25 protein-coding genes are annotated in these 23490 nt (G+C 71.9%); 19 read left to right on the forward strand and 6 right to left on the reverse strand.

Annotated elements, in window-relative coordinates:
- Nucleotides 1-6 precede the first annotated feature (6 nt).
- Both QZV97_RS09470 and QZV97_RS09475 read right to left on the reverse strand, forming a co-directional pair.
- On the reverse strand, nucleotides 7-384 hold the full coding sequence (locus QZV97_RS09470; protein ID WP_295641528.1) for a DUF4810 domain-containing protein: 378 nt from the start codon (nucleotides 382-384) through the stop codon (nucleotides 7-9).
- A gap of 2 nt (nucleotides 385-386) precedes the next feature.
- Nucleotides 387-1064 (reverse strand): CsgG/HfaB family protein, encoded by a 678-nt coding sequence (locus QZV97_RS09475; protein WP_295641529.1) that lies wholly within the window; start codon nucleotides 1062-1064, stop codon nucleotides 387-389.
- A 471-nt stretch (nucleotides 1065-1535) separates the two neighbouring features.
- On the opposite strand from QZV97_RS09475, the gene QZV97_RS09480 reads away from it, so the two are divergent.
- Nucleotides 1536-2342, forward strand: coding sequence for a thioesterase family protein (locus QZV97_RS09480; protein ID WP_295641530.1), 807 nt, complete (start codon nucleotides 1536-1538; stop codon nucleotides 2340-2342).
- Between the two features lie 19 nt (nucleotides 2343-2361).
- Here QZV97_RS09480 and QZV97_RS09485 read toward each other — a convergent pair whose 3' ends face one another.
- A complete protein-coding gene (locus QZV97_RS09485) occupies nucleotides 2362-3429 on the reverse strand; it encodes an ionic transporter y4hA (RefSeq protein WP_295641531.1) in 1068 nt (355 codons plus the stop codon).
- Between the two features lie 176 nt (nucleotides 3430-3605).
- On the opposite strand from QZV97_RS09485, the gene QZV97_RS09490 reads away from it, so the two are divergent.
- Nucleotides 3606-4397, forward strand: a complete 792-nt coding sequence (locus QZV97_RS09490; protein ID WP_295641532.1) for a YihY family inner membrane protein — start codon at nucleotides 3606-3608, stop codon at nucleotides 4395-4397.
- Between the two features lie 7 nt (nucleotides 4398-4404).
- Here QZV97_RS09490 and QZV97_RS09495 read toward each other — a convergent pair whose 3' ends face one another.
- Both QZV97_RS09495 and QZV97_RS09500 read right to left on the reverse strand, forming a co-directional pair.
- Nucleotides 4405-5520 (reverse strand): NADH:flavin oxidoreductase/NADH oxidase, encoded by a 1116-nt coding sequence (locus QZV97_RS09495; RefSeq protein ID WP_295641533.1) that lies wholly within the window; start codon nucleotides 5518-5520, stop codon nucleotides 4405-4407.
- 10 nt (nucleotides 5521-5530) lie between these two features.
- The gene (locus QZV97_RS09500) at nucleotides 5531-6622 is read right to left on the reverse strand and encodes a DUF2855 family protein (protein WP_295641534.1); all 1092 of its coding nucleotides are present in this window, start codon (nucleotides 6620-6622) and stop codon (nucleotides 5531-5533) included.
- A gap of 117 nt (nucleotides 6623-6739) precedes the next feature.
- Between QZV97_RS09500 and modA the strand changes: the two genes are divergently transcribed.
- The 13 genes from modA to QZV97_RS09565 all read left to right on the forward strand — a co-directional run bounded on the left by modA (nucleotide 6740) and on the right by QZV97_RS09565 (nucleotide 20637).
- A complete protein-coding gene (gene modA / locus QZV97_RS09505; RefSeq protein ID WP_295641535.1) occupies nucleotides 6740-7495 on the forward strand; it encodes a molybdate ABC transporter substrate-binding protein in 756 nt (251 codons plus the stop codon).
- A gap of 7 nt (nucleotides 7496-7502) precedes the next feature.
- Nucleotides 7503-8174, forward strand: coding sequence for a molybdate ABC transporter permease subunit (gene modB, locus QZV97_RS09510; RefSeq protein WP_295641536.1), 672 nt, complete (start codon nucleotides 7503-7505; stop codon nucleotides 8172-8174).
- 13 nt (nucleotides 8175-8187) lie between these two features.
- Nucleotides 8188-8874, forward strand: coding sequence for an ATP-binding cassette domain-containing protein (locus tag QZV97_RS09515; RefSeq protein WP_295641537.1), 687 nt, complete (start codon nucleotides 8188-8190; stop codon nucleotides 8872-8874).
- A 25-nt stretch (nucleotides 8875-8899) separates the two neighbouring features.
- Nucleotides 8900-9727, forward strand: a complete 828-nt coding sequence (locus tag QZV97_RS09520) for a TOBE domain-containing protein (RefSeq protein WP_295641538.1) — start codon at nucleotides 8900-8902, stop codon at nucleotides 9725-9727.
- A 36-nt stretch (nucleotides 9728-9763) separates the two neighbouring features.
- Complete coding sequence (locus tag QZV97_RS09525; protein WP_295641539.1) at nucleotides 9764-10969, forward strand: M20 family metallopeptidase; 1206 nt, start codon at nucleotides 9764-9766, stop codon at nucleotides 10967-10969.
- A 49-nt stretch (nucleotides 10970-11018) separates the two neighbouring features.
- Nucleotides 11019-14426, forward strand: coding sequence for a patatin-like protein (locus QZV97_RS09530; protein WP_295641540.1), 3408 nt, complete (start codon nucleotides 11019-11021; stop codon nucleotides 14424-14426).
- Nucleotides 14427-14493: 67 nt separating this feature from the next.
- Nucleotides 14494-15102, forward strand: coding sequence for an NADPH-dependent FMN reductase (ssuE, locus tag QZV97_RS09535; protein WP_295641541.1), 609 nt, complete (start codon nucleotides 14494-14496; stop codon nucleotides 15100-15102).
- Between the two features lie 173 nt (nucleotides 15103-15275).
- Nucleotides 15276-16283 carry a sulfonate ABC transporter substrate-binding protein gene (locus QZV97_RS09540; protein WP_295641542.1) on the forward strand — a complete coding sequence of 336 codons (1008 nt, stop codon included), beginning with the start codon at nucleotides 15276-15278 and terminating at the stop codon, nucleotides 16281-16283.
- A gap of 13 nt (nucleotides 16284-16296) precedes the next feature.
- Nucleotides 16297-17307: a sulfonate ABC transporter substrate-binding protein gene (locus QZV97_RS09545; protein ID WP_295641543.1), complete on the forward strand. Its 1011-nt coding sequence runs from the start codon at nucleotides 16297-16299 to the stop codon at nucleotides 17305-17307.
- Complete coding sequence (gene ssuD, locus QZV97_RS09550; RefSeq protein WP_295641544.1) at nucleotides 17304-18527, forward strand: FMNH2-dependent alkanesulfonate monooxygenase; 1224 nt, start codon at nucleotides 17304-17306, stop codon at nucleotides 18525-18527. The genes QZV97_RS09545 and ssuD overlap by 4 nt, the downstream gene beginning before the upstream one ends.
- Nucleotides 18528-18537: 10 nt before the next feature.
- A complete protein-coding gene (locus QZV97_RS09555; RefSeq protein ID WP_295641545.1) occupies nucleotides 18538-18963 on the forward strand; it encodes a VOC family protein in 426 nt (141 codons plus the stop codon).
- Nucleotides 18935-19735: an aliphatic sulfonate ABC transporter permease SsuC gene (ssuC, locus tag QZV97_RS09560; protein ID WP_295641546.1), complete on the forward strand. Its 801-nt coding sequence runs from the start codon at nucleotides 18935-18937 to the stop codon at nucleotides 19733-19735. The genes QZV97_RS09555 and ssuC overlap by 29 nt, the downstream gene beginning before the upstream one ends.
- Before the next feature lie 20 nt (nucleotides 19736-19755).
- A complete protein-coding gene (locus QZV97_RS09565) occupies nucleotides 19756-20637 on the forward strand; it encodes an ATP-binding cassette domain-containing protein (RefSeq protein WP_295641547.1) in 882 nt (293 codons plus the stop codon).
- 16 nt (nucleotides 20638-20653) lie between these two features.
- Here QZV97_RS09565 and QZV97_RS09570 read toward each other — a convergent pair whose 3' ends face one another.
- Nucleotides 20654-20869, reverse strand: a complete 216-nt coding sequence (locus QZV97_RS09570) for a hypothetical protein (protein WP_295641548.1) — start codon at nucleotides 20867-20869, stop codon at nucleotides 20654-20656.
- Between the two features lie 232 nt (nucleotides 20870-21101).
- Here QZV97_RS09570 and QZV97_RS09575 point away from each other — a divergent pair, with 232 nt between their 5' ends.
- The 4 genes from QZV97_RS09575 to QZV97_RS09590 all read left to right on the forward strand — a co-directional run.
- The gene (locus tag QZV97_RS09575) at nucleotides 21102-21464 is read left to right on the forward strand and encodes a thioredoxin family protein (protein WP_295641549.1); all 363 of its coding nucleotides are present in this window, start codon (nucleotides 21102-21104) and stop codon (nucleotides 21462-21464) included.
- A gap of 110 nt (nucleotides 21465-21574) precedes the next feature.
- Complete coding sequence (locus tag QZV97_RS09580; protein ID WP_295641550.1) at nucleotides 21575-21793, forward strand: molybdopterin-binding protein; 219 nt, start codon at nucleotides 21575-21577, stop codon at nucleotides 21791-21793.
- Nucleotides 21790-22380 (forward strand): alpha/beta hydrolase, encoded by a 591-nt coding sequence (locus QZV97_RS09585; RefSeq protein WP_295641551.1) that lies wholly within the window; start codon nucleotides 21790-21792, stop codon nucleotides 22378-22380. Before QZV97_RS09580 ends, QZV97_RS09585 begins: the two co-directional genes overlap by 4 nt.
- 128 nt (nucleotides 22381-22508) lie before the next feature.
- Nucleotides 22509-23490: sulfate ABC transporter substrate-binding protein (locus QZV97_RS09590; RefSeq protein ID WP_295641552.1), on the forward strand; the 982-nt coding region annotated here is incomplete at its 3' end.

Here is a 23490-nt window from a genome sequence, read left to right on the forward strand (position 1 = left end):
GCCAGCTCACTGGGCGCTGGCTTGCATGCGCTTAAGAATAAAGCTCATGTACTGCGCAGACTCAGGAAAGCTCGCCTTCTCTGCCTCAAGTGCACGTCGCGCATCATCGTCGCGCCCAAGGCGTAGATAAACCATCGCAAGATGGGCTCGGTAGCCCGGCGGCAGCGTTGCTCCCGTCGCCCGAGCCTTCTCGGCTTGAGTCTCGAGGATCTGCAACTGCTCTGCCGGGTTCGAACTATCAGCCTTGAAGTGCTCGTAGAGCTGTCGCTGATAGCCCTCCCAGTGGTACATAGGTTTCGGTCGCTGCGCACAACCACTCACGACGGCTGCTACAACGAGCGCGACTGTCAGTGCACTGCGGCGTTTGGATGCAAGAGCCGCCATGACTATCTCCCGGCAGGAACGGTCCACTGCTTGCCGTCGAGACCTGCAACCAGACTGTTCACTGCTTCGCGCACGGCCAGATCGAGCACCTTGCCGTTGAGAGTCGCGTCGTAGCCTGCTGTGCCACCGAAGCCGACCACCTCCCGGTTTGAGAGTTCGTACTCACCGGCGCCGCGTGCCGAGTACACCACTTCGGATGTGAGGCTGTTGACGATATTGAGCGTCACCTTGGCATACGCGATCTGCGCCTTTCCTCGACCGAGTAGTCCGAAGAGTTGCCGGTCGCCTACCTCTTTGCGGCCGAACTCGGAGATGTCGCCGGTGACAACAAAGTCTGCTCCACGAATCGTCTGGCTCTGCGACTTGAACTGCGCTTCCTGCTTGATCTCCTGGAGGTTCTCGCGGTCGAGCACGTTGAAGCGTTGCGATTGCTGCAGGTGCGCGATCAGAGTGGTCTTCGCTTGGCCGCCAAGCCGATCAACGCCATCTGTAAATATCCCGCGCATGAAGCCGGATCGGTTATCAAACTTTCCTACCGAGATTGGAACTCGTACGCCGCTGTACGGTGCCGCGGCAGATTGAACCTTCGCAACTTCCAGAGTTCGAGACGATTCCGTTGCGCAACCTCCAAGCATGAGGAGTGCGATCAACGCTGGTGCCACGGCGACGAAACGAATCATGAATACTTCTCCCTGAAGTTGGTTTGGCAGCATCACGGTGCTGAGCGATTCTCGCTGCGTCAAGGATTGGTTCGAACATGGACGGCCGTAGCATTGCGTGAAGCTGTACGCAGATTGGCTTTCCGGGCACGTCCTTCTTATCGCGTTGGGCTTTCTCCGACTTGGACTCCTTGTCTCGTGAATGCCTCTGCGCTTTAGCTGCTTGTCCGGTGCATCGTCAGTCGACGGACCTCTGTCACTCTATCGGTGGCCGAACGCTGCACACAGCTGACCGGAAACTGCGGCGCATATCGTCTCGACGAAGTCGGACGGGAAGCGGAAGCGGTTCTCAGGGCGGCTGCCGTTGCGGCCGCCGCGCTGATTGACCTGCGATGCCTAGCCGCGCGCCGCCGGCCCGACGCCTGCGCGACAACGCGTTCGCCGCACCGGTGCCAGACTGGGCCGAAGCCTTCTCCTCCTCCTGCCCCGCCCATGCACTCCTTCGACGCCACCATCGCCCTCGCCCACCAGGGCGACGGCCACTTCAGCGGGGCCACGCACCCCGACTACGGCAACATGGTCGGGCCCTTCGGCGGCACCACGGCGGCCACGCTGCTGAACGCGGCGCTGCTGCATCCTGGCCGGCTGGGCGATCCGATCGCGCTGACGGTCAACTACGCCAGCGCGGTGGCCGACGGGCCGTTCCAGATCGTGGCGCGCGCGGTGCGCACCAACCGGTCCACCCAGCACTGGACGATGGCGCTGTCGCAGGGCGACGAGGTGGCGGCCACCGGCACCGCCGTGTTCGCCGCGCGCCGCGAGACCTGGTCCGCGCCCGAGGCCGCGCTGCCCGCCGGCCTGCCGGCGGCCGACGCGGTGGCGCGCATGGACACCGCCGGCCGGCTGGCCTGGGTGCGGCGCTACGACATGCGCTTCATCGAGGGCGACCTGTCGGCCCCCTTCGACGGCGAGGAGCGGCCCCACTCGCGCAGCGTGGCCTGGGTGCGCGACGACCCGCCGCGGCCGCTGGACTTCGCGTCGCTGGCCGCGCTGTGCGACAGCTTCTTTCCGCGCATCTACGTGCGCCGCCGTCGGCGCGTGCCGATCGGCACCGTCACGCTGACGGCCTACTTCCACGCCGACGCCGCGATGCTGGCCGCGCAGGGCAGCCGCCATGTGCTGGGCGTGGCGCAGGCGCAGGCCTTCCGCAACGGCTACTTCGACCACAGCGCCCAGGTGTGGGCCGACGACGGCCAGCTGCTGGCCAGCACGCAGCAGATGGTCTATTACAAGGAATAGGACAAGGAGTCGCCGCGCCTCAGGGCACCAGCGCCAGGAACAGGAAGGCCGCGAACAGCACCAGGTGCACGGCGCCCTGCATCACGCTGGTCCGGCCGGTGCCCAGCGTGATCGCGCTCACCAGCACGGCCAGCGTCAGCATCACGATGTCCTTGGGGTCCAGCCCCAGCACCAGCGGCAGGTCCAGCAGCACTGCGGCGGCCACCACCGCCGGGATCGTCAGGCCGATGCTGGCGAGCGCGGAGCCGAGTGCCAGGTTCATGCTGGTCTGCAGGCGGTCGGCCTGCGCGGCGCGCACGGCGGCCCAGGTCTCCGGCAGCAGCACCAGCAGCGCGATGGCGATGCCGATCACCGCCTCGGGCGCGCCGGCGGCCGCCACCGCGGCCTCGATCGTCGGCGACAGCTGCTTGGCCAGCCCCACCACCACCACCAGCGACACCAGCAGGAAGCCGAAGCTGGTCCAGGCCTCGCGGTTCGTCGGCGGCGAGGCGTGGACGTTCTCGTTCGCGGCATTGGTCGGCGGCAGGAAGTAGTCGCGGTGCCGCACCGTCTGCACGAAGACGAAGGCGGCCCACAGCGCCAGCGAGCACACCGCCACGAAGGCCAGCTGCGCCACGGTGTAGGTGCCGCCGGCCGAGCTGGTGGTGAAGGTCGGCATCACCAGCGACAGCCCGGCCAGCGCCACCAGCGCGGCCAGCGCCGCGTTGGCGCCGTCGAGCTGGAAGTTCTGCTCGTGGTGGTGCAGGCCACCCACCAGCATGCAGATGCCGACCACGCCGGTGGTGATGATCATCACCGCCGAGAAGATGGTGTCGCGCGGCAGCGTCGCCTTGTCCGGGCCGCCGGCCAGCATCACCGACACGATCAGCGCGACCTCGATCACCGTGATCGCCACCGCCAGCACCAGCGTGCCGAAGGGTTCGCCGACGCGGTGCGCCACCACCTCGGCATGGTGGACGGCGGCGATCACCGCGCCGATCAGCGCGACCGCGCAGGCCGCCACCATCGCGGCGTTCAGCGTGACGAAGAAGGCGCCGCCCAGCAGCGCGGCGGAGGCAAGGGGGACGAGCGAGGCCCAGCTTGGCATCGAGAGATCCTTCGGTGGAGTGATGAGCGGGAGCGGCCGTCGCGCGGCGCCGGCGTGGCCGCGGCGCGAGGTCGCGGTCGATTGTGGGGCAGTCGTCGGGCACGGCCCGGCGCGGGCGGGTCGGGCCCCACAATCGGCCGCCGCGCCCAGCGCCGCCGCCGCCACTCGGCCTCCGCATGCTCCACCTGACCCGTCTCACCGTCCGCCGCGCCCGCCACGAGCGCCTGCCGCAGGTCGCCGGCAGCCTGACCTTCACGACGCTGCTGTCGGTCGTGCCCTTCCTCGCGGTGAGCTTCGCGCTGTTCACGCGCTTTCCGGTGTTCGGCCGCTTCGAGGCCGCGCTCGAGGAGCATCTGCTGCGCAGCCTGCTGCCGGCCGAGATCGCGCGCACGGTGCTGGGCCACCTGCACCAGTTCGCCGCCAAGGCCAGCGGCCTGACGCTGGTGGGCAGCCTGTTCCTGCTGGCGACCGCCGTCGCGCTGCTGCTGACGGTGGAGAACGCCTTCAACCAGATCTGGAACGTGCGGCGCAACCGCCCCTTCCTGAAGCGGGTCGTGCTCTACCTCGTGGTGCTGGCCGCGATGCCGCCGCTGCTGGGCGCGAGCCTGTGGGCCACGTCCTATGTGCTGGGCGTGTCGATGGGCTGGATCGGACCGCTGCCGCCCGAGGCGCGCTTCATGCTGACGCTGGGCCCGGCGGCGCTGGCCTGGGCGGGCCTGAGCGGGCTCTTCTACTGGGTGCCCAACACCCGGGTGCGGCGGCGCGACGCGATCGCCGGCGGCCTGATCGCCAGTGCCGCGCTCGAGCTGGGCAAGCGCGGCTTCGCGCACTACCTGCTCGCGATCCCCACCTACCAGGCCGTGTACGGCGCCTTCTCGGTGCTGCCGGTGTTCCTGCTGTGGGTCTACTACTCGTGGCTGGTGGTGCTGGCGGCGGCGCTGGTCGCGGCCAACCTCGAGCGCGCCTGAGGCCGCGTCAGCGCTGCCCCAGCCGCGCGCCCTCGAACAGGTCCTTCAGTTCGCGCGGCTGGCAGCGCCAGTACTGCGGCGGCGCGACGACGCGCGCGCCCAGCTTCGCGGCCGCGTGCCAGGGCCAGCGCGGGTCGTACAGCATGGCGCGGGCCAGCGCGACGGCATCGGCATCGCCGTCGGCGATCGCGGCCTCGGCCTGCTCGGGCTCGGTGATCAGGCCCACGCCGATGGTCGGCAGGCCGACCTCGGCCTTGATGCGCCGCGCCAGCGGCAGCTGGTAGCCGGCGCCGAGCGGGATCTTCTGCGCCGGCGAGACGCCGCCGCTGGAGACGTGGATCGCCGGGCTGCCGCGCGCCGCCAGCGCGCGCCCGAAGGCGACGGCGCTCTCGACATCCCAGCCGCCGTCGACCCAGTCGGTGGCCGACAGCCGCGCCCACACCGGCCGCCCGGCCGGGAAGGCGGCGCGCACCGCGTCGTAGACCTCGAGCGGGAAGCGCAGGCGGTTCTCGAGGCTGCCGCCGTAGCGGTCGTCGCGACGGTTGGCCAGCGGCGACAGAAACTGGTGCAGCAGGTAGCCGTGGGCCGCGTGCAGCTCGATGGCGTCGAAGCCCAGTCGCGCGGCGCGCCGCGCGGCGGCGGCGAAGTCGTCGCGCAGGCGCGCGAGGCCGGCTTCGTCCAGCGCGGCCGGGGCGAGTTCGTCCGCGCCATGCGGCAGCGCCGACGGCGCCACCGCGAGCCAGCCGTCCGGCGCGTCGGGTGCCAGCTGCGCGCCGCCGCGCCAGGGCACGTCGCTCGAGGCCTTGCGCCCGGCGTGCGCCAGCTGGATCGCCAGCGGGATGGCCGAGTGCGCGCGGATCGCCGCGAGCACGCGCGCCAGGCCGGCCTCGTTGGCGTCGCTGTACAGGCCCAGGTCGCCGGCGGTGATGCGACCCTCGGCATTGACCGCGGTGGCCTCGACGATCAGCAGCCCGGCGCCCGACAGCGCCATCGAGCCGAGGTGCATCAGGTGCCAGTCGCCGGCCGTGCCCTCGACCGCGGAGTACTGGCACATCGGCGCGACGACGATGCGGTTGGCCAGGCGCAGTGCGCCGATGGCGAGGGGGCTGAAGAGGTGGCTCATGGCCGCGAGGCTACAGCACGATCACCTGCCCGACCTGCGGGTCGACGCGGCCGGCCGCCAGCCCGGCGATGACGCGCTGCGCGGCGTCGAAGCCGCGCTCCTCGGCCACGCGCAGCCAGTCGGCGCGGCGCACCTGCGCGAAGAACTCGCGCTCGGCCTCGCCGTAGCGCTGGGTGGCCGCGGCCGGACCCCACTCGGCGTGGCGCTTCCTGATCTGCGCCGGAGCGAAGTAGAACTTCGGCCTGGGCCCCGGCAGCGTGGCATCGGCAACGAAGGCCGTGGTCTGCGCCGAGCCGACGTGGCAGTCGTACACGAGCGCCGCGCCCAGGTGGTGGTGCACGCGCGCGCGCAGTGCCGCGTCGCCCGAGAAGTCGAGATAGAGCGTCGGCGCGTCGGGCGCCAGCGCGGCTTCGAGCTCGTCGTAGGCGAGCACGCGGTCGTAGCAGCCCAGGCCTTCGACGAAGCCGCGGTGGCGCGCCGAGGTCAGGCCGATCAGTTGCAGCCCCGCCTGGCCGTGCAGGCCGCGGGCGCTGCCGTAGGCCGTCTTGCTGGACGCGCTGGACACCAGCAGCCGCTTCGCGCCGAAGGCGGCGTTGTCCTGCAGGAAGTCGGCGAGGAAGAAAGCCGTGACGTAGAGCGGCCGCAACAGGGCGACCAGGGCCTCGTCGGCCTCGGCATACGACGGATCGGCGCGGCAAAGGCTGTACTGGTTGTAGGCCGACGCCAGCTCGGCGCGGTGCGCGCTGCCGTCGAGGAAGCCGCGCTCGCCGACGCGCACCGGCTGCACCCGCAGGTGGCTGGCGATGGGGAAGTAGCCGTAGATGCGCTCGCCCACGTCGACGCCCGGCACCGCGGACGCCACCACGTCGGCGAAGCCCCAGGCCGGGATCTGCCCCCAGCCGTCGCTGCCGGTGGGAAAGAAGTCCCAGTAGCGCATCGCGTCGCCGAAGGCGGCATAGGTGATGTTGTTGGTCGTCAGCGCGAGGCGGCGGATCGCGAGCAGCGCCTCGCCCTCGGCGGCCGGCGCCAGCGGCCCGGTCTCGATGCGGCTGCGCGCGGGGTCGGTCTTGTCGGTCAGCAGGCGGGTCAGGGTCGCGTCCACGGTGGCTCCTCGGGGGGGCGGGGCCCCGATGGTGGGCCCGGAGGCGCCGGACGACAATCCTTTCGTTATATACAAGCTACTATTGCGCCCCCTCCGGCCCGTGGATGGAGTTCCCGCATGCGCCGTTCGCTCTCCCGCCTTGCCGTCGCCCTGGGCAGCCTGCTGCTGGCCGGGCAGGCGCTGGCCGCCGACCTGACCGTGTCGGCCGCCGCCAGCCTGACCAATGCCTTCAGGGAGCTGCAGCCGCTGTTCGAGGCCCAGAACCCGGACACGAAGCTGCAGCTGAACTTCGGCGCCTCGGGCGCGCTGCTGCAGCAGATCGTCAAGGGCGCACCGGTCGATGTCTTCGCCAGCGCCGACCAGGAGACGATGGACCAGGCGCAGGCCCAGTCGCTGGTCCAGGCGACGGAGCGGCGCAACTTCGTGTCGAACACGCTGGTGGTGGTGGTGCCGAGCGACGCGAAGAAGGTCCCCAAGGCGGTGACCGACCTGGCGCAGCCGGCCTATGCGCGCATCGCCATCGGCCTGCCGGCCAGCGTGCCGGTGGGTCGCTACACGCAGGGCGTGCTGCAGAAGGCGGGCCTGTGGGCCGCGATCGAGCCCCGGATGATCGGCGCCAGCAACGTGCGCCAGGCGCTGGACTACGTGGCGCGCGGCGAGGTCGACGCCGGCTTCGTCTACGCGACCGACGCCGCGCTGATGCCCGACAAGGTGAAGGTGGCGCTCACCGTGCCGACCGAGACGCCGATCCTGTACCCGATCGCGCCGGTGGCGGCCGGCAGCAACGCCGCGGCGGCGCAGAAGTTCGTCGCCTTCGTGCTGTCGCCCGCGGGCCAGGCGGTGCTGGCGAAGTACGGCTTCGGCCGGCCCTAGGACACGCATGGAGGGCGCATGGGTCCCGCTGGCGCTGACGCTCAAGGTCGCGCTCTGGGCGACGGCGATCGATCTCGTGCTCGGTCTGGCGCTGGCCTTCCTGCTGGCGCGCAAGCGCTTCTTCGGCCGCGAAGTGCTGGACGCCATCGCCACGCTGCCGATGGTGTTGCCGCCGACGGTGCTGGGTTACTACCTGCTGGTGCTCATCGGTCGCCAGGGGCCGATCGGTCGATGGCTGGACGCCTGGTTCGGCATCAACCTCATCTTCACGTGGCAGGGCGCCGTGATCGCGGCGGCCATCGTGGCCTTCCCCTTCGTCGTGCGGCCCGCTCGCGCGGCCTTCGAGGCGGTCGACCCGCAGCTGGAGCAGGCGGCGCGCGTGCTCGGCCTGGGCGAGACGGCGGTGTTCTTCCGCGTCACGCTGCCGCTCGCCTGGCGCGGCATCCTGGCCGGTTTGATGCTGGCCTTCGCTCGCTCGACCGGCGAGTTCGGCGCGACGCTGATGATCGCCGGCAGCATCCCGGGCAAGACGCAGACGCTGGCGATCGCCGTGCACGATGCGGTCCAGGCCGGGCAGGACGACATCGCCAACTTCCTGGTGATGGTGACCTCGGTCACCTGCATGGCGGTGCTGCTGGGGGCCGGACGCCTGCTGCGACCGCGCTCGGTCAGACCCTGAAGCGGAGCACGCGATGAGCATCTGGGACGTCGACCTCCAGCGCCGCTTCGAGCACGCGAAGCGCCGCTTCGACCTGCGCTTGAGCTTTGCGAGCGACGTGCCGCGGCTCGTGATCTACGGCCCGTCGGGTGCCGGCAAGAGCCAGACGCTCAAGTGCATCGCCGGCCTGACGCGGCCCGACGCCGGTCACGTGCGGCTGAACGGGCAGGCGCTGTTCGACGCGGCGGCGCGCGTCGACGTGCCGGCGCGCGATCGGCAGCTGGCCTATGTCTTCCAGGACTACGCGCTGTTTCCGCACCTGACGGTGGTGCAGAACATCGCCTTCGGCCTGCACCGCGGCTGGCGCAATGCCTCGCGCGAGGTGCGCGACGAGGCGGTCGAGCGCTGGCTCACGGCCTTCGAGTTGACGCCGGTGGCGCGCCACTATCCCGAGCAGCTGTCCGGCGGCCAGCGCCAGCGCACGGCGCTGGCTCGCGCATTGGTGGCCGAGCCGCGCGCGCTGCTGCTGGACGAACCCTTCGCCGCGCTCGACCCCGCGCTGCGCGCGCGCCTGCGCGACGAGCTGGCCGACCTGCAGGCGCGGCTGGCGATCCCGCTGCTGCTGATCACCCACGACCCCGAGGACGTGCGACGCTTCGGCGATGCCGTGCTGGAGCTGCGCGACGGACGGCTCGCAGGGTCGGCCGCGGTCGCCGCCTGATCGCGCCACCCACGACGCAAGCGCCATGACGACCCGCCCGAGGAAGAAGAAGGGCCCCGCGATCGAGCTGCACGGCGCCGTCTGGATGACGGTCGGCGGCGAGAGCCTGGGCGGCAAGGGCCGCATCGGCCTGCTGCGCGCGATCGCCGAGCACGGCTCGATCACGCAGGCGGCCAAGGCCTACGGCATGTCCTACAAGGCGGCGTGGGACGCGGTCGACACGATGAACAACCTGGCCGGCGCGCCGCTGCTCGAACGCAGCACCGGCGGCCGCGGCGGCGGCTCGACGCGGCTCACGCCGCGCGGCCAGCAGCTGGTGGAGCGCTACGCGCAGATCGAGGCCGTGCATGCGCGTTTCGTGCAGCTGCTGAGCGACGAGTCCATCGATGTCGCGAACGACTTCAACCTGCTCAGGACCCTCAACATGAAGACCAGCGCCCGCAACCAGTTCCTGGGCACGGTCAGCGCCTGCAAGACCGGCGCCGTCAACGACGAGGTCGAGCTGGCGCTGCCCGGCGGCGCGCGCATCGTCGCGATCGTCACGCACGAGAGCGCCGAGTCTCTGGGTCTGAAGCCGGGTGCGACGGCCTTCGCGCTGGTCAAGGCCTCGTCGGTGATCGTCGCCACCGACCTGGAGGGCGCACGCCTGTCGGCGCGCAACCAGCTGACCGGCACGGTGAGCGCGGTCACGCCGGGCGCGGTGAATGCCGAGGTGGTGATCGACCTGGGCCACGGCCTCACGATCGCCGCGATCGTGACCCAGGCCAGCCTCGCCGCGCTGGGCCTGGCGCCGGGCGTCCAGGCGACGGCCTTGTTCAAGGCGTCCTCGGTGATCGTCGGCGCGATGGCCTGAAGATCCTCGCGCCGTGGCGGCCGCGATAATCGCCGCATGCCCCGCCGCTCGCCGCCGCCCAGCGCCTCGATCACGAAGCTGCTGCGGTCGCTGGTGGACACGCCCAGCCGGGCCGGCGAGGACCCGCTGGGCCCGGTGCTGACGCGCATCGAGGCCTGGTTCGACGAGCGCGGCCTGCCGCACCGGCGCCTGTGCGCCGCCGACGGCACGCCGCTCGGCCTGCACGCCGAAGTCGTGGGCCGCGCGCCCTTGCCGCGCGGTGCGAAGCGGCCCTTCTACCTGCTGAACGCGACGCTCGACACGGCCGCCTTCGGCGACCGCGCGACCTGGCGGCACCGGCCCGACCGCGCGCGCGTGCAGGGCGGCTGGCTCTACGGCCGCGGCGCCGCCGACTCGAAGGGCGGCGCCGCGATCTTCGCGCACCTCTTCGCCGCGTTCGCGGCACGGCCCGAGGCCTGTGCCGGCCGCCTGGGCCTGCTGTTCGACCTGGAGGAGCACAGCGGCAGCTTCGCCGGCGCGCGCCGCTACTTCGAGGCCGCACCCGCGCCGCGGCCCGACGGCGTGCTGATCGGCTATCCCGGCATCGATCGGCTGATCGTCGGCAGCCGCGGCTTCCTGCGCGCGCATATCGTCGTGCCCGGCGTGGCCGCGCACTCGGGCGGCAGCACGCAGCGCGGCGTCAACGCGGTGCTGCGCGCCGCGCGGCTGGTCGAGGCCCTGCATGCCGCGAAGCTGCCGAAGGCCGCGCCCGCGGGCAGCGGCTTCGACCGCCCGCCGCAGCTGACCGTCACCAGCCTGCACGGCGGCCAGGGCTACACCCAGGTGCCCGACCGCTGCGAGCTGACGGTCGACCTGCGGCTCACGCCGCGCTTCGACGACGCGGCGGCGCGCGCGCTGGTCGAAGGCGTCGTCGACCGGCTCGACCGCGCCCACGAGCCCGCGCTCGCCAGCCGCATCGACTGGCAGCCCGGCTGGCCGCCCTATCGCGTCGACGAGGCGCACCCGATGCTGCGCGCGATGCGCGAGGCCGCGCTCCAGACGCTGGGCCAGGACCTGCCCCGCGCGGTGGCCGGACCCTCGAACATCGGCAACTACCTCGCGGCCCGCGGCATCCCGGCCTTGTGCGGCTTCGGCGTGCGTGCGCGCAACCTGCACGCCGCCGACGAGTGCATGGAGCTCGCCACGATCGCGCCGGTGTACCTGACCTACGAGACGGCCCTGCAGCGCTTGCTGGGCGGCTGAGGGCGCGTCCAGAATCAGCGGGCGCTCGCGGGAGAGCGGGAGGAGCACGATGACCCAGACCGCCGGCACACCGGCTGCCGACGAGCGCAGCGAGGAGCTGCGACTCGCCCTGGTGCTGAACGGCGGCGTCAGCCTCGCCGTGTGGATGGGCGGCGTCGCCTTCGAGCTCAACCGCCTGGTGCGCGAGACCCATCCGGTCTATCGGGGCCTGCTCGAGCTGACCGGCACCAGCGCCCGCATCGACGTCATCAGCGGCACCAGCGCCGGTGGCGTCAACGGCGCGGCGCTGGCGCTGGCGCAGGTGCACGACGCCAGCCTCTACGGACTGCGCGACGTCTGGCTGGTGCGCGGCGGCCTCGAGCAGCTGATGCGCGACCCCGACCAGGACGACCCGTCCTCGCTGCTGCGCGGCGACGACTACTTCCTGCCGGCCATCGAGCGGGCGCTGGCCGGCATCGCGAAGGGTCCGGTGGCCGACGCCGCGAGCGTGCCGATGGTGCTGTCGCTGACGACGACGCTGCTGCACGGCGTCGGCCACGCGCAGCTCGACGACTTCGGCGCCGTGGTCGAGGACACCGTGCATCGCGCCCACTTCCTGTTCGAGCGTCGTCCCGACGGCCTCGTCGACGCCTTCCGGCCCGGCAGCGACATCGTGAGCCAGCTGGCCCGGGCGGCCCGCGCCAGCGCGTCCTTCCCGGTGGCGTTCGAGCCTTCGCTCTACGAGCCCGGCAAGCCGCCGTTCAAGGGCACGCCGCTGCGCCCCCGCGGCGGCGGCCACCCGATCACCGACCCCGTCTACCTGCTCGACGGCGGCATCCTGGACAACAAGCCCTTCGTCGCGGCGCTCGAAGGGATCAACAAGCTGCCGGCCGACGGCAACGCGCGGCGCGTGCTGGCCTACATCGTCCCCGACCCCAAGGCCGCGGTCGAACCGCTCGAGCCGGACCGCGACGGCAGGCTGCCGGTGCCGACCCTCGCCGCCGTCGCCTTCCAGAGCACGGTCGGCATTCCCGGCACGCAGTCGATCGCGGACCAGCTCGCCGACATCCGCGAGCACAACGACTTCATGCGCCGCCGCTGGCAACGCATCACCGGCCTGCTGGCGAAGACGCCGCGCGCCGACGTGCTGTCGACCGCGCGGCTGCTGTTCGCGTCCTACCGCGAGCGACGCCTCGACGGCGCGATCGACTACCTGCTGGGCGAGCTGGAGCGCAGCCTGGCCGAGATGCGCGACCAGCAGCCCTTGCGCCTGCGGCGCGCCACGCGGCTGTGGCTGCGCGCGCTGTGGCTGCGCACCGCCGACCGCGCCGCGCTGTGGGACAGCATCATTCCCACGCAGTTCGCGCCCTACGAAGCGCTGCTCGAAGGGGACCGGGCCGCCTGGCAGTGGGGCCAGTACACGCTGGAGTTCATGGCCGGCGTCGTCATCGACGTGCTGCGCCGGACCCAGCGCCTGGTCGACCTGGTGGGCCGCTGGCAGCAGGCCGAAGGGCAGGCGGTGCCCGGGCCGGCGCTGCCCGCGGGCGCCGCGCTCCGGCCGGAGTCCTGGGAGCAGATCGACCGCGAGCCGTCGCCCGCGGCGGCGCGGCAGCGCCAGCCGGGCGGCGGGACCTGGAGCCGCGAGCTGCGCAGGGCCTGGCAGGACACCTACGCGATCAACCTCAAGCTGCGCGGGCGCCGCGAGGAAGGCAGCCCCGAGGTGCGCGAACGCGGCCGCGAGGCCTTCGTGCGCCTGATCGAGGCCTGGCGCGCGCTGCCGGCCGGCGAGCAGCCGACCGAGCTGGCGATCGCGCTGATCGAGGCGCTGCGCTCCGGCAGCACGACGACCCCGGAGCAGCGCCTGGCCGACGCGCGCACGCTGTGCGGCCGGCTGGCAGAACTGGCCGGGCCGATCCGCGCCATCCTGGCCGCGCGCGCCGCGCTGCCGCAGGCCGCCCTGCGCGCCGACGTCGAGGCGGCGCTGAACGAGCTGGCCGCGTACCACGACTACTTCTACAACGCCGGCGATGCGCCCACGCCGGTCGACGTGCTCGCCTGGCGGCTCCTTGCGCTGGAGGTGATCGAGGTCGGCGCCGGCACGCGCGACCACCGCATCAACGTCGGCGCCGAGCTGGTGCAGATCAGCGCGCGCCAGCACTCGCCCTGGGGCGGACCGGGCGAACCGGCGCGCAAGCTGGCCGGCATGGGCCTGGCGCACTTCGCGGCGTTCTACAAGCGGTCCTGGCGCGCCAACGACTGGCTGTACGGCCGCCTCGACGGCATCGACCGCGCGGTGCGCATCGCGCTCAACCCCGACCGGCTGCAACGGCTCTACGGTCAGCGCTGCGTGCAGCCGCGCGGCAGCCAGGCGGTCCTGACGGCCTCCGACTACGTGCTGCAGATTCTCGAAGGCCTGGCCGTGGGCGGCGCGCAAGCGGCGCTGCGGTCCACGCTGCGCGCCGCCTGGGACCGCGACCGGCCGCTGATCGTCGAGGAGCTCGCCTGGCTGGCGCGGCCGTCCACGGTGGCGCCGCAGGCGCTCGAGCATTGCGCGGCGGCGCTGACGCGGCGCCTGCACCTCGAGGTGCTGATGCACGAGCTGCCGGGCCTCGCCGATGCGATCGACCAGGACGAAGCCATCGGGGCCGCGCCTTCGAACGCCGGCGAGCAGCTGCGGGCGCGCGTGGCCCGCATGGCTGCCGACCCGGCCTGGGCGCCGGACATCGCGCTGTCGCTGCTGGACGAGGGCCTGCTCGGCTCGGACACGCTGGCGAAGGAGGCCGGCACCGATCACTTCACGCGCACCGTCGCGCAGAGCGTCGCCGTGGTCCATGCCACGGCCTCGTCGAGCCGCAGCGGACTGAAGGCCCTGAACATCCTGCTCAAGATCACCGAGTGGCCGATCGCGGTCTTCTACTGGCTCGCGGGACGCCTGTCACAGGGCAGCCGCACGGCGGTCGCCGTCGAGGCCGCGGCGCTGGGCACCGGCATCGCGCTCGTCGCGGCATCGCTGCTCGCCAAGGAGCTGCCGGCCGCTGCGACGGCCACCGGCTGGGGCCTGATCGCCGGCGGGCTGGCGGCCTCGCTGGTGCGGTCCTGGCGCCTGGGCCTGGCGATCCTGATCGGCATCGTCGTCCTGATGGTGAGCCTCGGGGCGTCGAAGCTGCTGCCCGCGGCCGCGCTGCTGGCCGTGCTCTACGTGCTGCCCGCGCTCGGCTCGCTGCTGCTGGTGCTGGCCGCCGTGTGGTGGTCGGCCGGTGTGCCGGCCTCGGCCTTCGCGTCGCTGCCGTGCACCGGCTCGTTCGCGTGGCTGCAGCGGTGCCGCGGCACGCCCGACGCCGCCGAGCTGCAGGCCGCCGAGCGCCTGCTCGATGTCGGCCTGCCCGCGCTGATCGCCCTCGTCGTGCTGGGTCTGGTGCTGCTGGCGCGCCGGATCCGCCGGCGCCGGCTTATGCGCCGCCCCGATATCGACCCCTGATTTGCTTCGTTGGCGCGACGCGCGCCTCTCCCTATCGTGCGGCCCTGTCCACACGCAGGAGTCGCGCTTGTCCACCATCCTCAGCCTGCTCGGCAGCCCGTCGGCGCGTTCGCGATCGGGCGCGCTGCTGGCCCAGCTCGAAGCGCGGCTTGCCGCGGCGCTGGACGACGAGCGCGCGGTCACACGGCTGGCCTTGCGCGAGCTGCCGGCCGACGCGCTGCTGCACGGCGACGCCGGCCAGCGCGACATCGCCGCGGCCGTGGTCGCGCTGCAGCAGGCGCGCCTCGTGCTGGTCGCCACGCCGATCTACAAGGCCGCGTACAGCGGCCTGCTGAAGACCTTCCTCGACCTGCTGCCGCAGGACGCGCTGCGCGGCAAGACGGTCGTGCCGCTGGCCACCGGCGGCAGCGCGGCGCACCTGCTGGCGCTGGACTACGCGCTCAAGCCGGTGCTCGCGGCGCTGGGCGCACGCGACATCCGCGACGCGATCTACGCGACCGATGCGCAGCTGCCGCCCGACGGCAACGGCTACGCGCCGGTGGCCGAGCTGCAGTTCCGGCTCGACCGGTCGCTGGGCGACCTGCTCGGCCCCGGCGTCGCGCATCCGCTGCCGGCGCGCGCGCCCGCACGCACGGTGGTGGCGCTGCCGCGCGCGGAGGCGCGATGTCCGGCCTGAGCAGGCCTCGCTGAGCTGAATCCCTTCCGTCTCGCTTCACGCGGGGCCGGTTGCAGGCGGTGGTCTCCCAGCTTGTCTCCGTGTCTTTCTTGCGCCTGGTTCAACGGCCGTCCCCGCCTTTTTCTTCCCACCGGTGCCGCCTTCGCGCGGCACCCCCGATCCGGAGTTCCGACATGAGCTTGTTCTCCTTTTCCTCGTCGCGGCGCCGTCGGCTGCTGCAAGGCTTCGGCGCCGCCGCGGCGACCGCGGCGCTCGGCACCTGGCCGTTGTCGTCTTCGGCGCAGGCCCAGGGCGCTGCGAAGGAGCCGCTGCGCATCGGCTTCCAGAAGTACGGCACGCTGACCGTCCTCAAGGCGCGGGGCGACCTGGAGAAGCGCCTCGCGCCGCAGGGCATCGCGGTGCAGTGGGTCGAGTTCCCGGCCGGCCCGCAGCTGCTGGAGGGCCTGAACGTCGGCTCGATCGACTTCGGCACCGTCGGCGAGGCGCCGCCGATCTTTGCGCAGGCCGCCGGCGCCCCCATCGTCTACGTCGCCAACCAGCCGCCGGCGCCCGCCGCCGAGGCGATCCTCGTGCCCAAGGATTCGCCGCTCAAGAGCGTGGCCGAGCTGAAGGGCAAGAAGGTCGCGCTGAACAAGGGCTCGAACGTGCACTACCTGCTGGTGCGCGCGCTCGAGAAAGCCGGCGTCAAGTACGCCGACGTCAATGTCGTCTTCCTGCCGCCGGCCGATGCGCGCGCCGCCTTCGAGCGCGGCGCGGTCGACGCCTGGGTGATCTGGGACCCGTTCTTCGCCGCGGCCGAGCAGCAGCTCGGCGCCAGGATCCTGGCCGACGGCACGGGGCTGGTGTCCAACCACCAGTTCTACCTCGCCTCGCGGGGCTACTCGGACAAGCGGCCCGAGGTCGTGGCCGCGATCATCGACGAGCTGGCGAAACTGGACGCCTGGGCCGCGAAGGACGCCAAGGCCGTGGCCACCCTGCTGGCGCCGCAGCTCGGCCTGAGCTTCGAGATCACCGAAGCCTCGGCGCGGCGTTTCGCCTACGGCGTCAAGCCGATCTCGGCCGAGGTCGCAGCCGAGCAGCAGAAGATCGCCGACGCCTTCCACGAGCTCAAGCTGATCCCGAAGCCGGTGAAGGTGGCCGACGCGCTGCCGGGCACGCTGCGCGTCGCGCAGAAGCCCTGAGCGGGAGGCCGGCATGACGACCATGAACCGTCTCGTGCTCTGGCTGGTCACGGCGCTGCTCGCAGCGCTGACCGCTGCGACGGCGAAGGCGCAATCCGATGCGCCAGCCCAGCTGCCGGTCCTGAGGATTGGCTTCCAGAAGAGCGCCGTGAACCTGGTGATCCTCAAGCAGCAGGGCGCGCTGGAGAAGCGCTTCCCCGCCACCCGCGTGCAGTGGATCGAGTTCCCGGCCGGCCCGCAGCTGCTGGAGGCGCTGGCCGTCGGCAGCCTGGAGATCGGCCTGACCGGCGACTCGCCGCCGGTCTTTGCGCAGGCCGCCGGCAAGGACCTGCGCTATGTCGGCGCCGAGCCGCCCAAGCCGCGCAGCTCGGCCATCCTCGTCAAGGAGGACTCGCCGATCCGCAGCCTGGCCGACCTGAAGGGCAGGAAGATCGCGCTGCAGAAGGGCTCGAGCGCGCACTACCTCACCGTGCGCGCCGTCGCGAAGGCGGGCCTGGCGTGGAGCGACATCACGCCGATCTACCTGCCGCCGTCGGACGCGCGCGCGGCCTTCGAGCGCGGTGCGGTCGATGCGTGGGCGATCTGGGATCCGTTCTACGCCGCGACCGAGATCGACGTGAAGCCGCGCGTGCTGGCCACCGGCGAGGGCCTGTCGGGCAACAACAGCTTCTACCTCGCGTCGACCGCGTTCACGCAGAACCATCCGCAGGCGCTGGCGGCGATCTTCGAGGAGCTGACCCGCGCCGACGCCTATGTGCAGTCGCACCGCAAGGAGTCGGCGCAGCTGATTGCCGACTTCAGCGGCCTGAGCCTCGCGACCGTGCACCGCTTCATCGAGCGCCGGCCGAAGTCGCCGACCGGCCCGCTGCCGGCCGCGCTGGTGGCCGACCAGCAGCGCGTGGCCGACGCCTTCCTCGAGCTGGGCCTGATCCCCAGGCCCGTGCGGGTGAGCGAGATCGTCTGGCAGCCGGCCGCGGCGAAGCTGGCCCAGCAATCCACGAACCCTGCGAAGGCCAGCCCATGAAACTGCTCTGGTTCATCCCCACCCACGGCGACTCGCGCTACCTCGGCAGTGCCGTGGGCGCGCGCGCGGCGAGCTTCGACTACTTCCGCCAGGTCGCGGTGGCCGCCGACAGCCTGGGCTACGAAGGCGTGCTGATCCCCACCGGCCGCTCCTGCGAGGACCCGTGGATCGTCGCGGCCAGCCTGATCGAGGTGACGCGGCGCCTCAAGTTCCTGGTCGCGCTGCGGCCGGGGCTCGTGACGCCCTCGCTGGCCGCGCGCATGGCGGCCACCTTCGACCGGCTCTCGGGCGGCCGCCTGCTGATCAACCTGGTGACGGGCGGCGACGCGCAGGAGCTCGCCGGCGACGGCCAGTTCCTCGACCACGCCGCGCGCTACGAGCAGAGCGAAGAGTTCATGACGATCTGGCGCGAGATCCTCGCCAAGTCGCACGACGGCGAGGGCGTCGACTTCGACGGCAGGCACCTGCAGGTCAAGGACGCGAAGCTGCTCTACCCCGGGCCGCAGCGGCCCTACCCGCCGCTGTACTTCGGCGGCTCGTCGGAGCAGGCGCACGAGCTGGCGGCGCAGCAGTTCGACACCTACCTCACCTGGGGCGAGCCGCCGGCCGCGGTGGCCGAGAAGGTGGCCGACGTGAAGCGCCGTGCCGCGAAGCACGGTCGCACGCTCGGCTTCGGCATCCGCCTGCACGTCATCGTGCGCGAGACCGAGGACGAGGCCTGGCGCGCTGCCGGCGAACTGCTGTCGCACCTGGACGACGCGACCGTGGCCGCCGCGCAGGCGCGCTTCGCGAGCATGGACTCGGTGGGCCAGCGTCGCATGGCCGAGCTGAACAAGGGCAGGTTCAACCGCGCCAACATCCGCGAAGGCCTGGAGATCGCGCCCAACCTGTGGGCCGGCGTGGGCCTGGTGCGCGGCGGCGCGGGGACCGCGCTGGTCGGCAACCCGCAGCAGGTGGCCGATCGCATCCAGGAGTACGCGGCGCTCGGGCTGGACACCTTCATCCTCTCGGGCTATCCGCACCTGGAGGAAGCGCATCGCGTGGCCGAGCTGCTGTTCCCGCTGCTGCCGGTGCAGCAGACCCGGCGCGATGCGCGGCCGGTGCTGAGCGGACCCTTCGGCGAGATCGTCGCGAACGGGATCGTGCCGCCCGGGCAGCGGCCCGAGGGGATCGTTCCGCCGGGACAGCAGAAGCCCGCGTTGAAGGAAGCGGCGAGCTGATGAGTCCGTCATGACGATCAAGGTCCACGCCATCGACCACGTGCAGCTGCCGCTACCCGCGGGCAGCCTGCCGCAGGCCCGCGCCTTCTACGAGGGGGTGCTGGGCCTGCACGAGGTGCGCGACCCGGCGCTCGACAAGCCCGGCACGCTGCGCTATCGCCTCGGCCCGCAGCGGCTGGATCTCGCGGAGGGCGTCAACGCCGGCAGCGCGCCGCAGGCGCACCTGGCGCTGGCCGTCGAAGGCGTGCCGGAGCTCATCACGCACTTCCGCGCGCTCGGCCTGCCGGTCGACGGCCCGAGCGAGCTGCTGCAGCCCGGCGGCGGCCGCTCGCTGCAGCGCATCTACATCGAAGACCCCTTCGGCAATCGCCTCGAGCTGATCGAAGGCGGGCATCGCGAGCTGAACCATGCCCTCGAACTCCACTTCGCGCTCTGAACTGCTGCACCGCAGTCGCAGCCTGCTGCCCTGGGCCCTGCCCGTGGCGATCCTCGCGACCTGGCAGCTCGCCTCGCAGGCCGGCTGGCTGTCCACGCGCATCCTGCCCGAGCCCTGGGCGGTGCTGAAGGCCTTCTGGGCGCTGTCGGTGTCGGGCGAGATGTGGCAGCACGTCGCCACCAGCACCTGGCGCGCCATCGTCGGGCTGGCGATCGGCGGCGGGCTGGGGCTGCTGCTGGGCCTGCTGACCGGCAGCTTCCGCTTCGCCGAGACGCTGCTCGACTCGACCTTCCAGATGGTGCGCAACATCCCGGCGCTGGCGCTGATCCCGCTGGTGATCCTGTGGTTCGGCATCGACGAGACGGCCAAGCTCTTCCTCGTCGCGGTGGGTGTGTTCTTCCCGATCTACCTCAACACCTTTCACGGCATCCGCGCCGTCGATCCGGCGCTGATCGAGATGGCGCGCAGCTACGGCCTGAGCGGCTGGTCCTTGTACCGCCACGTGATCCTGCCCGGCGCGCTGCCCAACATCCTGGTCGGCCTGCGCTTCGCGCTGGGCCTGATGTGGGTGCTGCTGATCGTCGCCGAGACCATCTCGGCCCAGGCCGGCATCGGCTACATGACGATGAACGCGCGCGAGTTCCTGCAGACCGACGTGGTGCTGGTGGGCATCCTGCTGTACGCGCTGCTGGGCAAGCTGGCCGACGTGCTGGCCCGTGCCCTCGAACGCTGGGGCCTGCGCTGGCACCCCGGCTACCAGCCCGCCCCATGAGAACGTCGAGGACCTTCAGCATGCAAACGCTCGAACTGGACGTGACCGAGTTCTACACCGCGCCCTTGCAGCGCGAGGCCGTGCTGCCGGTGGCGCTGGCGCCGTCGCCCGGTGCGCCGCGCGGCACCGCGCTGGCGCTGGCCGGCGTGGGCAAGCGCTTCGGCACGCGCGAGGTGCTGCGCGGCATCGACCTGCGCGTGGCACCGGGCGAGTTCGTCGCGATCGTCGGCCGCAGCGGCTGCGGCAAGAGCACGCTGCTGCGCCTGCTGGCGGGGCTGGAGCGGCTGAGCGAGGGAGCGATCGCGCTCGACGGCGTCGGCGGCGACACCCGCCGCGAGGACCTGCGCGTGATGTTCCAGGACGCGCGCCTGCTGCCCTGGAAGCGCGTGATCGACAACGTGGCGCTCGGCCTCGGCGGACCCGACGCGCGCGAGCGTGCCCTCGAGGCACTGGCCCAGGTCGGCCTGGCCGAGCGCGCGGATGAGTGGCCGGCGATCCTGTCCGGCGGCCAGCGCCAGCGCGTGGCGCTGGCCCGCGCGCTGGTGCACACGCCGCGCCTGCTGCTGCTGGACGAACCGCTGGGCGCGCTGGACGCGCTGACGCGCATCGAGATGCAGCAGCTGATCGAGCGCCTGTGGCGGCAGCACGGATTCACCGCGCTGCTGGTGACGCACGACGTCGGCGAGGCCGTGGCGCTGGCCGACCGCGTGCTGCTGATCGAGGACGGCGAGCTGGCGCTCGACGAGCGCGTCGCGCTGCCGCGGCCGCGCTCGCGCGGCGATGCGGCCTACGCCGCGCTGGAGGAGCGCATCCTCGACCGCGTGCTGCAGCGGCCGGACGCCGGCCTGCCTTCGCAGTCGCCGCCGTCCTGGGACGTGCCGGCGCTGCGCTGGGCGGTCTGAGGACCGCCGCGCTTCCTCAGAACTGCGCCGGCAGCGGCGCCTCGGCGGCGCGGCGCTGCTGCTCGACGTACTGCGCCGGCAGGTAGGTCGCGTCGGTCGAGATGCTGGCGACGGCCTGCATCGCGGGCGCGTCGACGACGGTCGGCTGCGCATTGAAGACACCGACGCCGACCATCGCGGTCAGCAGCACGGTGGCGATGGTGGAAGCGGGGGCGTTGCGGATCGGGTTCATGCTGCGGGCTCCTGTCGAAAAGGGGTCGGTGGTGTTTCGTCAGAACCGATCGACAGCGAACGTCGGTCCGTGACGCCAATGTGAAGCCCGCGCGCCGCCGTGTGTCGCCACTTGCGCCCTTGCAACGGCGCGGTGTCGATTCGTCACGCCCCGCGTTCGCGGGGTGAGCGGGCGCTTCGTGATCGGTTCATCGGTCGGCGTGCATCCAGTCGCGCCGATGCACACTGCGTGCATGCACGACGACGCTTCCTGGCTCGTGGCCTGCCTGTGTGCCGCCTGGTGCGGCAGCTGCCGCGACTACCGCGCGACGCTGGAGGCCGCGGCGCGCCAGCACCCCGGCCTGCGCTTCGCGTGGCTCGACATCGAGGACGAGGCCGACGCGCTCGCGCCCTTCGACCTGGACATCGAGAACTTTCCGACCCTGCTGGTGGCACGCGGCGACGAGCTGCGCTTCCTGGGCACGGTGCTGCCGCACGCGAGCACGCTGGCGCGCACGCTGGACGCCGCGCGCGAGGCGGTGCTGCCCGGCATGAAGGTCGAGCAGCCGCGGGCGCTGGTCGCCGCGGTGCGCGCGGCGGCCGAGACCGTGCGCTGAAGCGGCGGCCGCGGGCTCGCGCGCTTCGCGCAGAAGCTCAGGCGCTTTCCTTCGTTCACGCGCCGCGGCGTCGCCTCTAGGCTGGAGGTTCTTCAACAGGAGCCTCCAGCATGAGCATCACCGCCATCAATGTCCGCAACCAGTTCCGCGGCCGCATCAAGGAAGTCATCGAAGGGCCGGTCGTCTCCGAGATCGACGTCGAGACGCCGTCGGGACTGATCGTCACCTCGGTCATCACCTCGCGCTCGGTGCACGAGCTCGAGCTCACCGTCGGCAAGGAGGTGATCGCGCTGGTCAAGTCGACCGAAGTGTCGATCGCGACCTTGTGAGCGCACCACATCGCGCGCCGCGCGTGCTGATCGTGCCGGGCCTGAACGACAGCGGCCCGGCGCACTGGCAAAGCTGGCTGCAGGCGCAGTACCGCGACGCGCGACGCGTCGAGCAGCGCGACTGGACCGATCCCGCGCTCGACCGCTGGGCCTCGCGCGTCGGCTCGACGATCGAGCGCCACGGCGGCGAGTGGATCGCCGTCGCGCACAGCTTCGGCTGCCTCGCGCTGGCGCGGCACCTGCTGCTGCATCCCGGATCGGGCGTGCGGGCCGCGCTGTTCGTCGCGCCGGCCGAGCCAGACCGCTTCGGGGTCGCGGCCCTGCTGCCCGACGGCCGCCTGCCGGTGCCCAGCACCGTGGTGGCCAGCGACAACGATCCCTGGATGAGTGTCGCCAGCACGCGCCGCTGGGCGCAGCGCTGGGGCAGCGCCTGGCTGACGCTGGGCGAGGCCGGCCACATCAACGCCGAGTCGGGCTTCGGGCCGCTGCCGCTGGCGCGGCGCTGGGTCACGGCGATGGGCGCGCGGCTCGCCGCCGAGCGGCGGCCCGACCACGCCGAGCTGGCCGAGTGGTCCTTCGCGGTCTGAGCCGGCCCGGCGCCGCCGATCGCTCGGAATCCGCATATCGATCGGCGTTCTGATTCGTTGGCCGAAGAACGAACGCTTTCTAGCATCTCCCCCATCCGAGCCTTGCGCTCCAACGACCCCACTTCGCCATGTCTTCGACGCCCCGACTGTTCCGCACCCTGATCGCCACCTCCGCGCTCGCCCTGGCCGCCGGCTCCGCCTTCGCCAAGGACGTGTCGCTGCTCAACGTGTCCTACGACCCGACGCGCGAGCTGTACCAGGAGTACAACGCCGCCTTCGCCAAGTTCTGGAAGGCCAAGACCGGCGACACCGTCTCGGTCAAGCAGTCGCACGGCGGCTCGGGCAAGCAGGCCCGCTCGGTCATCGACGGCATCGATGCCGACGTGGTGACGCTGGCGCTGGCCTACGACATCGACGAGATCGCCGAGCGCGCCAAGCTGCTGCCGGCGGATTGGCAGAAGCGCCTGAAGCACAACAGTTCGCCGTACACGTCGACCTACATCTTCCTGGTGCGCAAGGGCAATCCGAAGGGGATCAAGGACTGGGGCGACCTGGTCAAGCCCGGCGTGTCGGTCATCACCGCCAACCCCAAGACCTCGGGCGGCGCGCGCTGGGGTTACCTGGCCGGCTACGGCTGGGCGCTCAAGCAGCCCGGCGGCAGCGACGCCACGGCCCGCGACTACATCGGCAAGCTCTTCGCCAACGTGCCGGTGCTCGACTCCGGTGCGCGCGGCTCGACGGTCACCTTCGCAGAGCGCGGCATCGGCGACGTGTTGCTGGCCTGGGAGAACGAGGCGCACCTGTCGATCAAGGAGTTCGGCGCCGACAAGTTCGACATCGTCTACCCGCCGCTTTCCATCCTGGCCGAGCCGCCGGTGGCGGTGGTCGACAAGGTGGTCGACAAGAAGGGCACGCGCGCCGTGGCCCAGGGCTACCTCGACTACCTGTACACGCCGGAGGGCCAGGAGATCGCCGCGCGCAACTTCTATCGCCCGATCGACGAGAAGGTCGCGGCGAAGTACGCCAGGAACTTCCCGAAGGTGAACCTGTTCAGCATCGACGACGTGTTCGGCGGCTGGACCAAGGCCCAGAAGACCCACTTCGCCGACG

Origin of the sequence: uncultured Methylibium sp. (assembly GCF_902826655.1) — a bacterium.
Taxonomy (GTDB): Bacteria; Pseudomonadota; Gammaproteobacteria; order Burkholderiales; family Burkholderiaceae_C; genus Methylibium.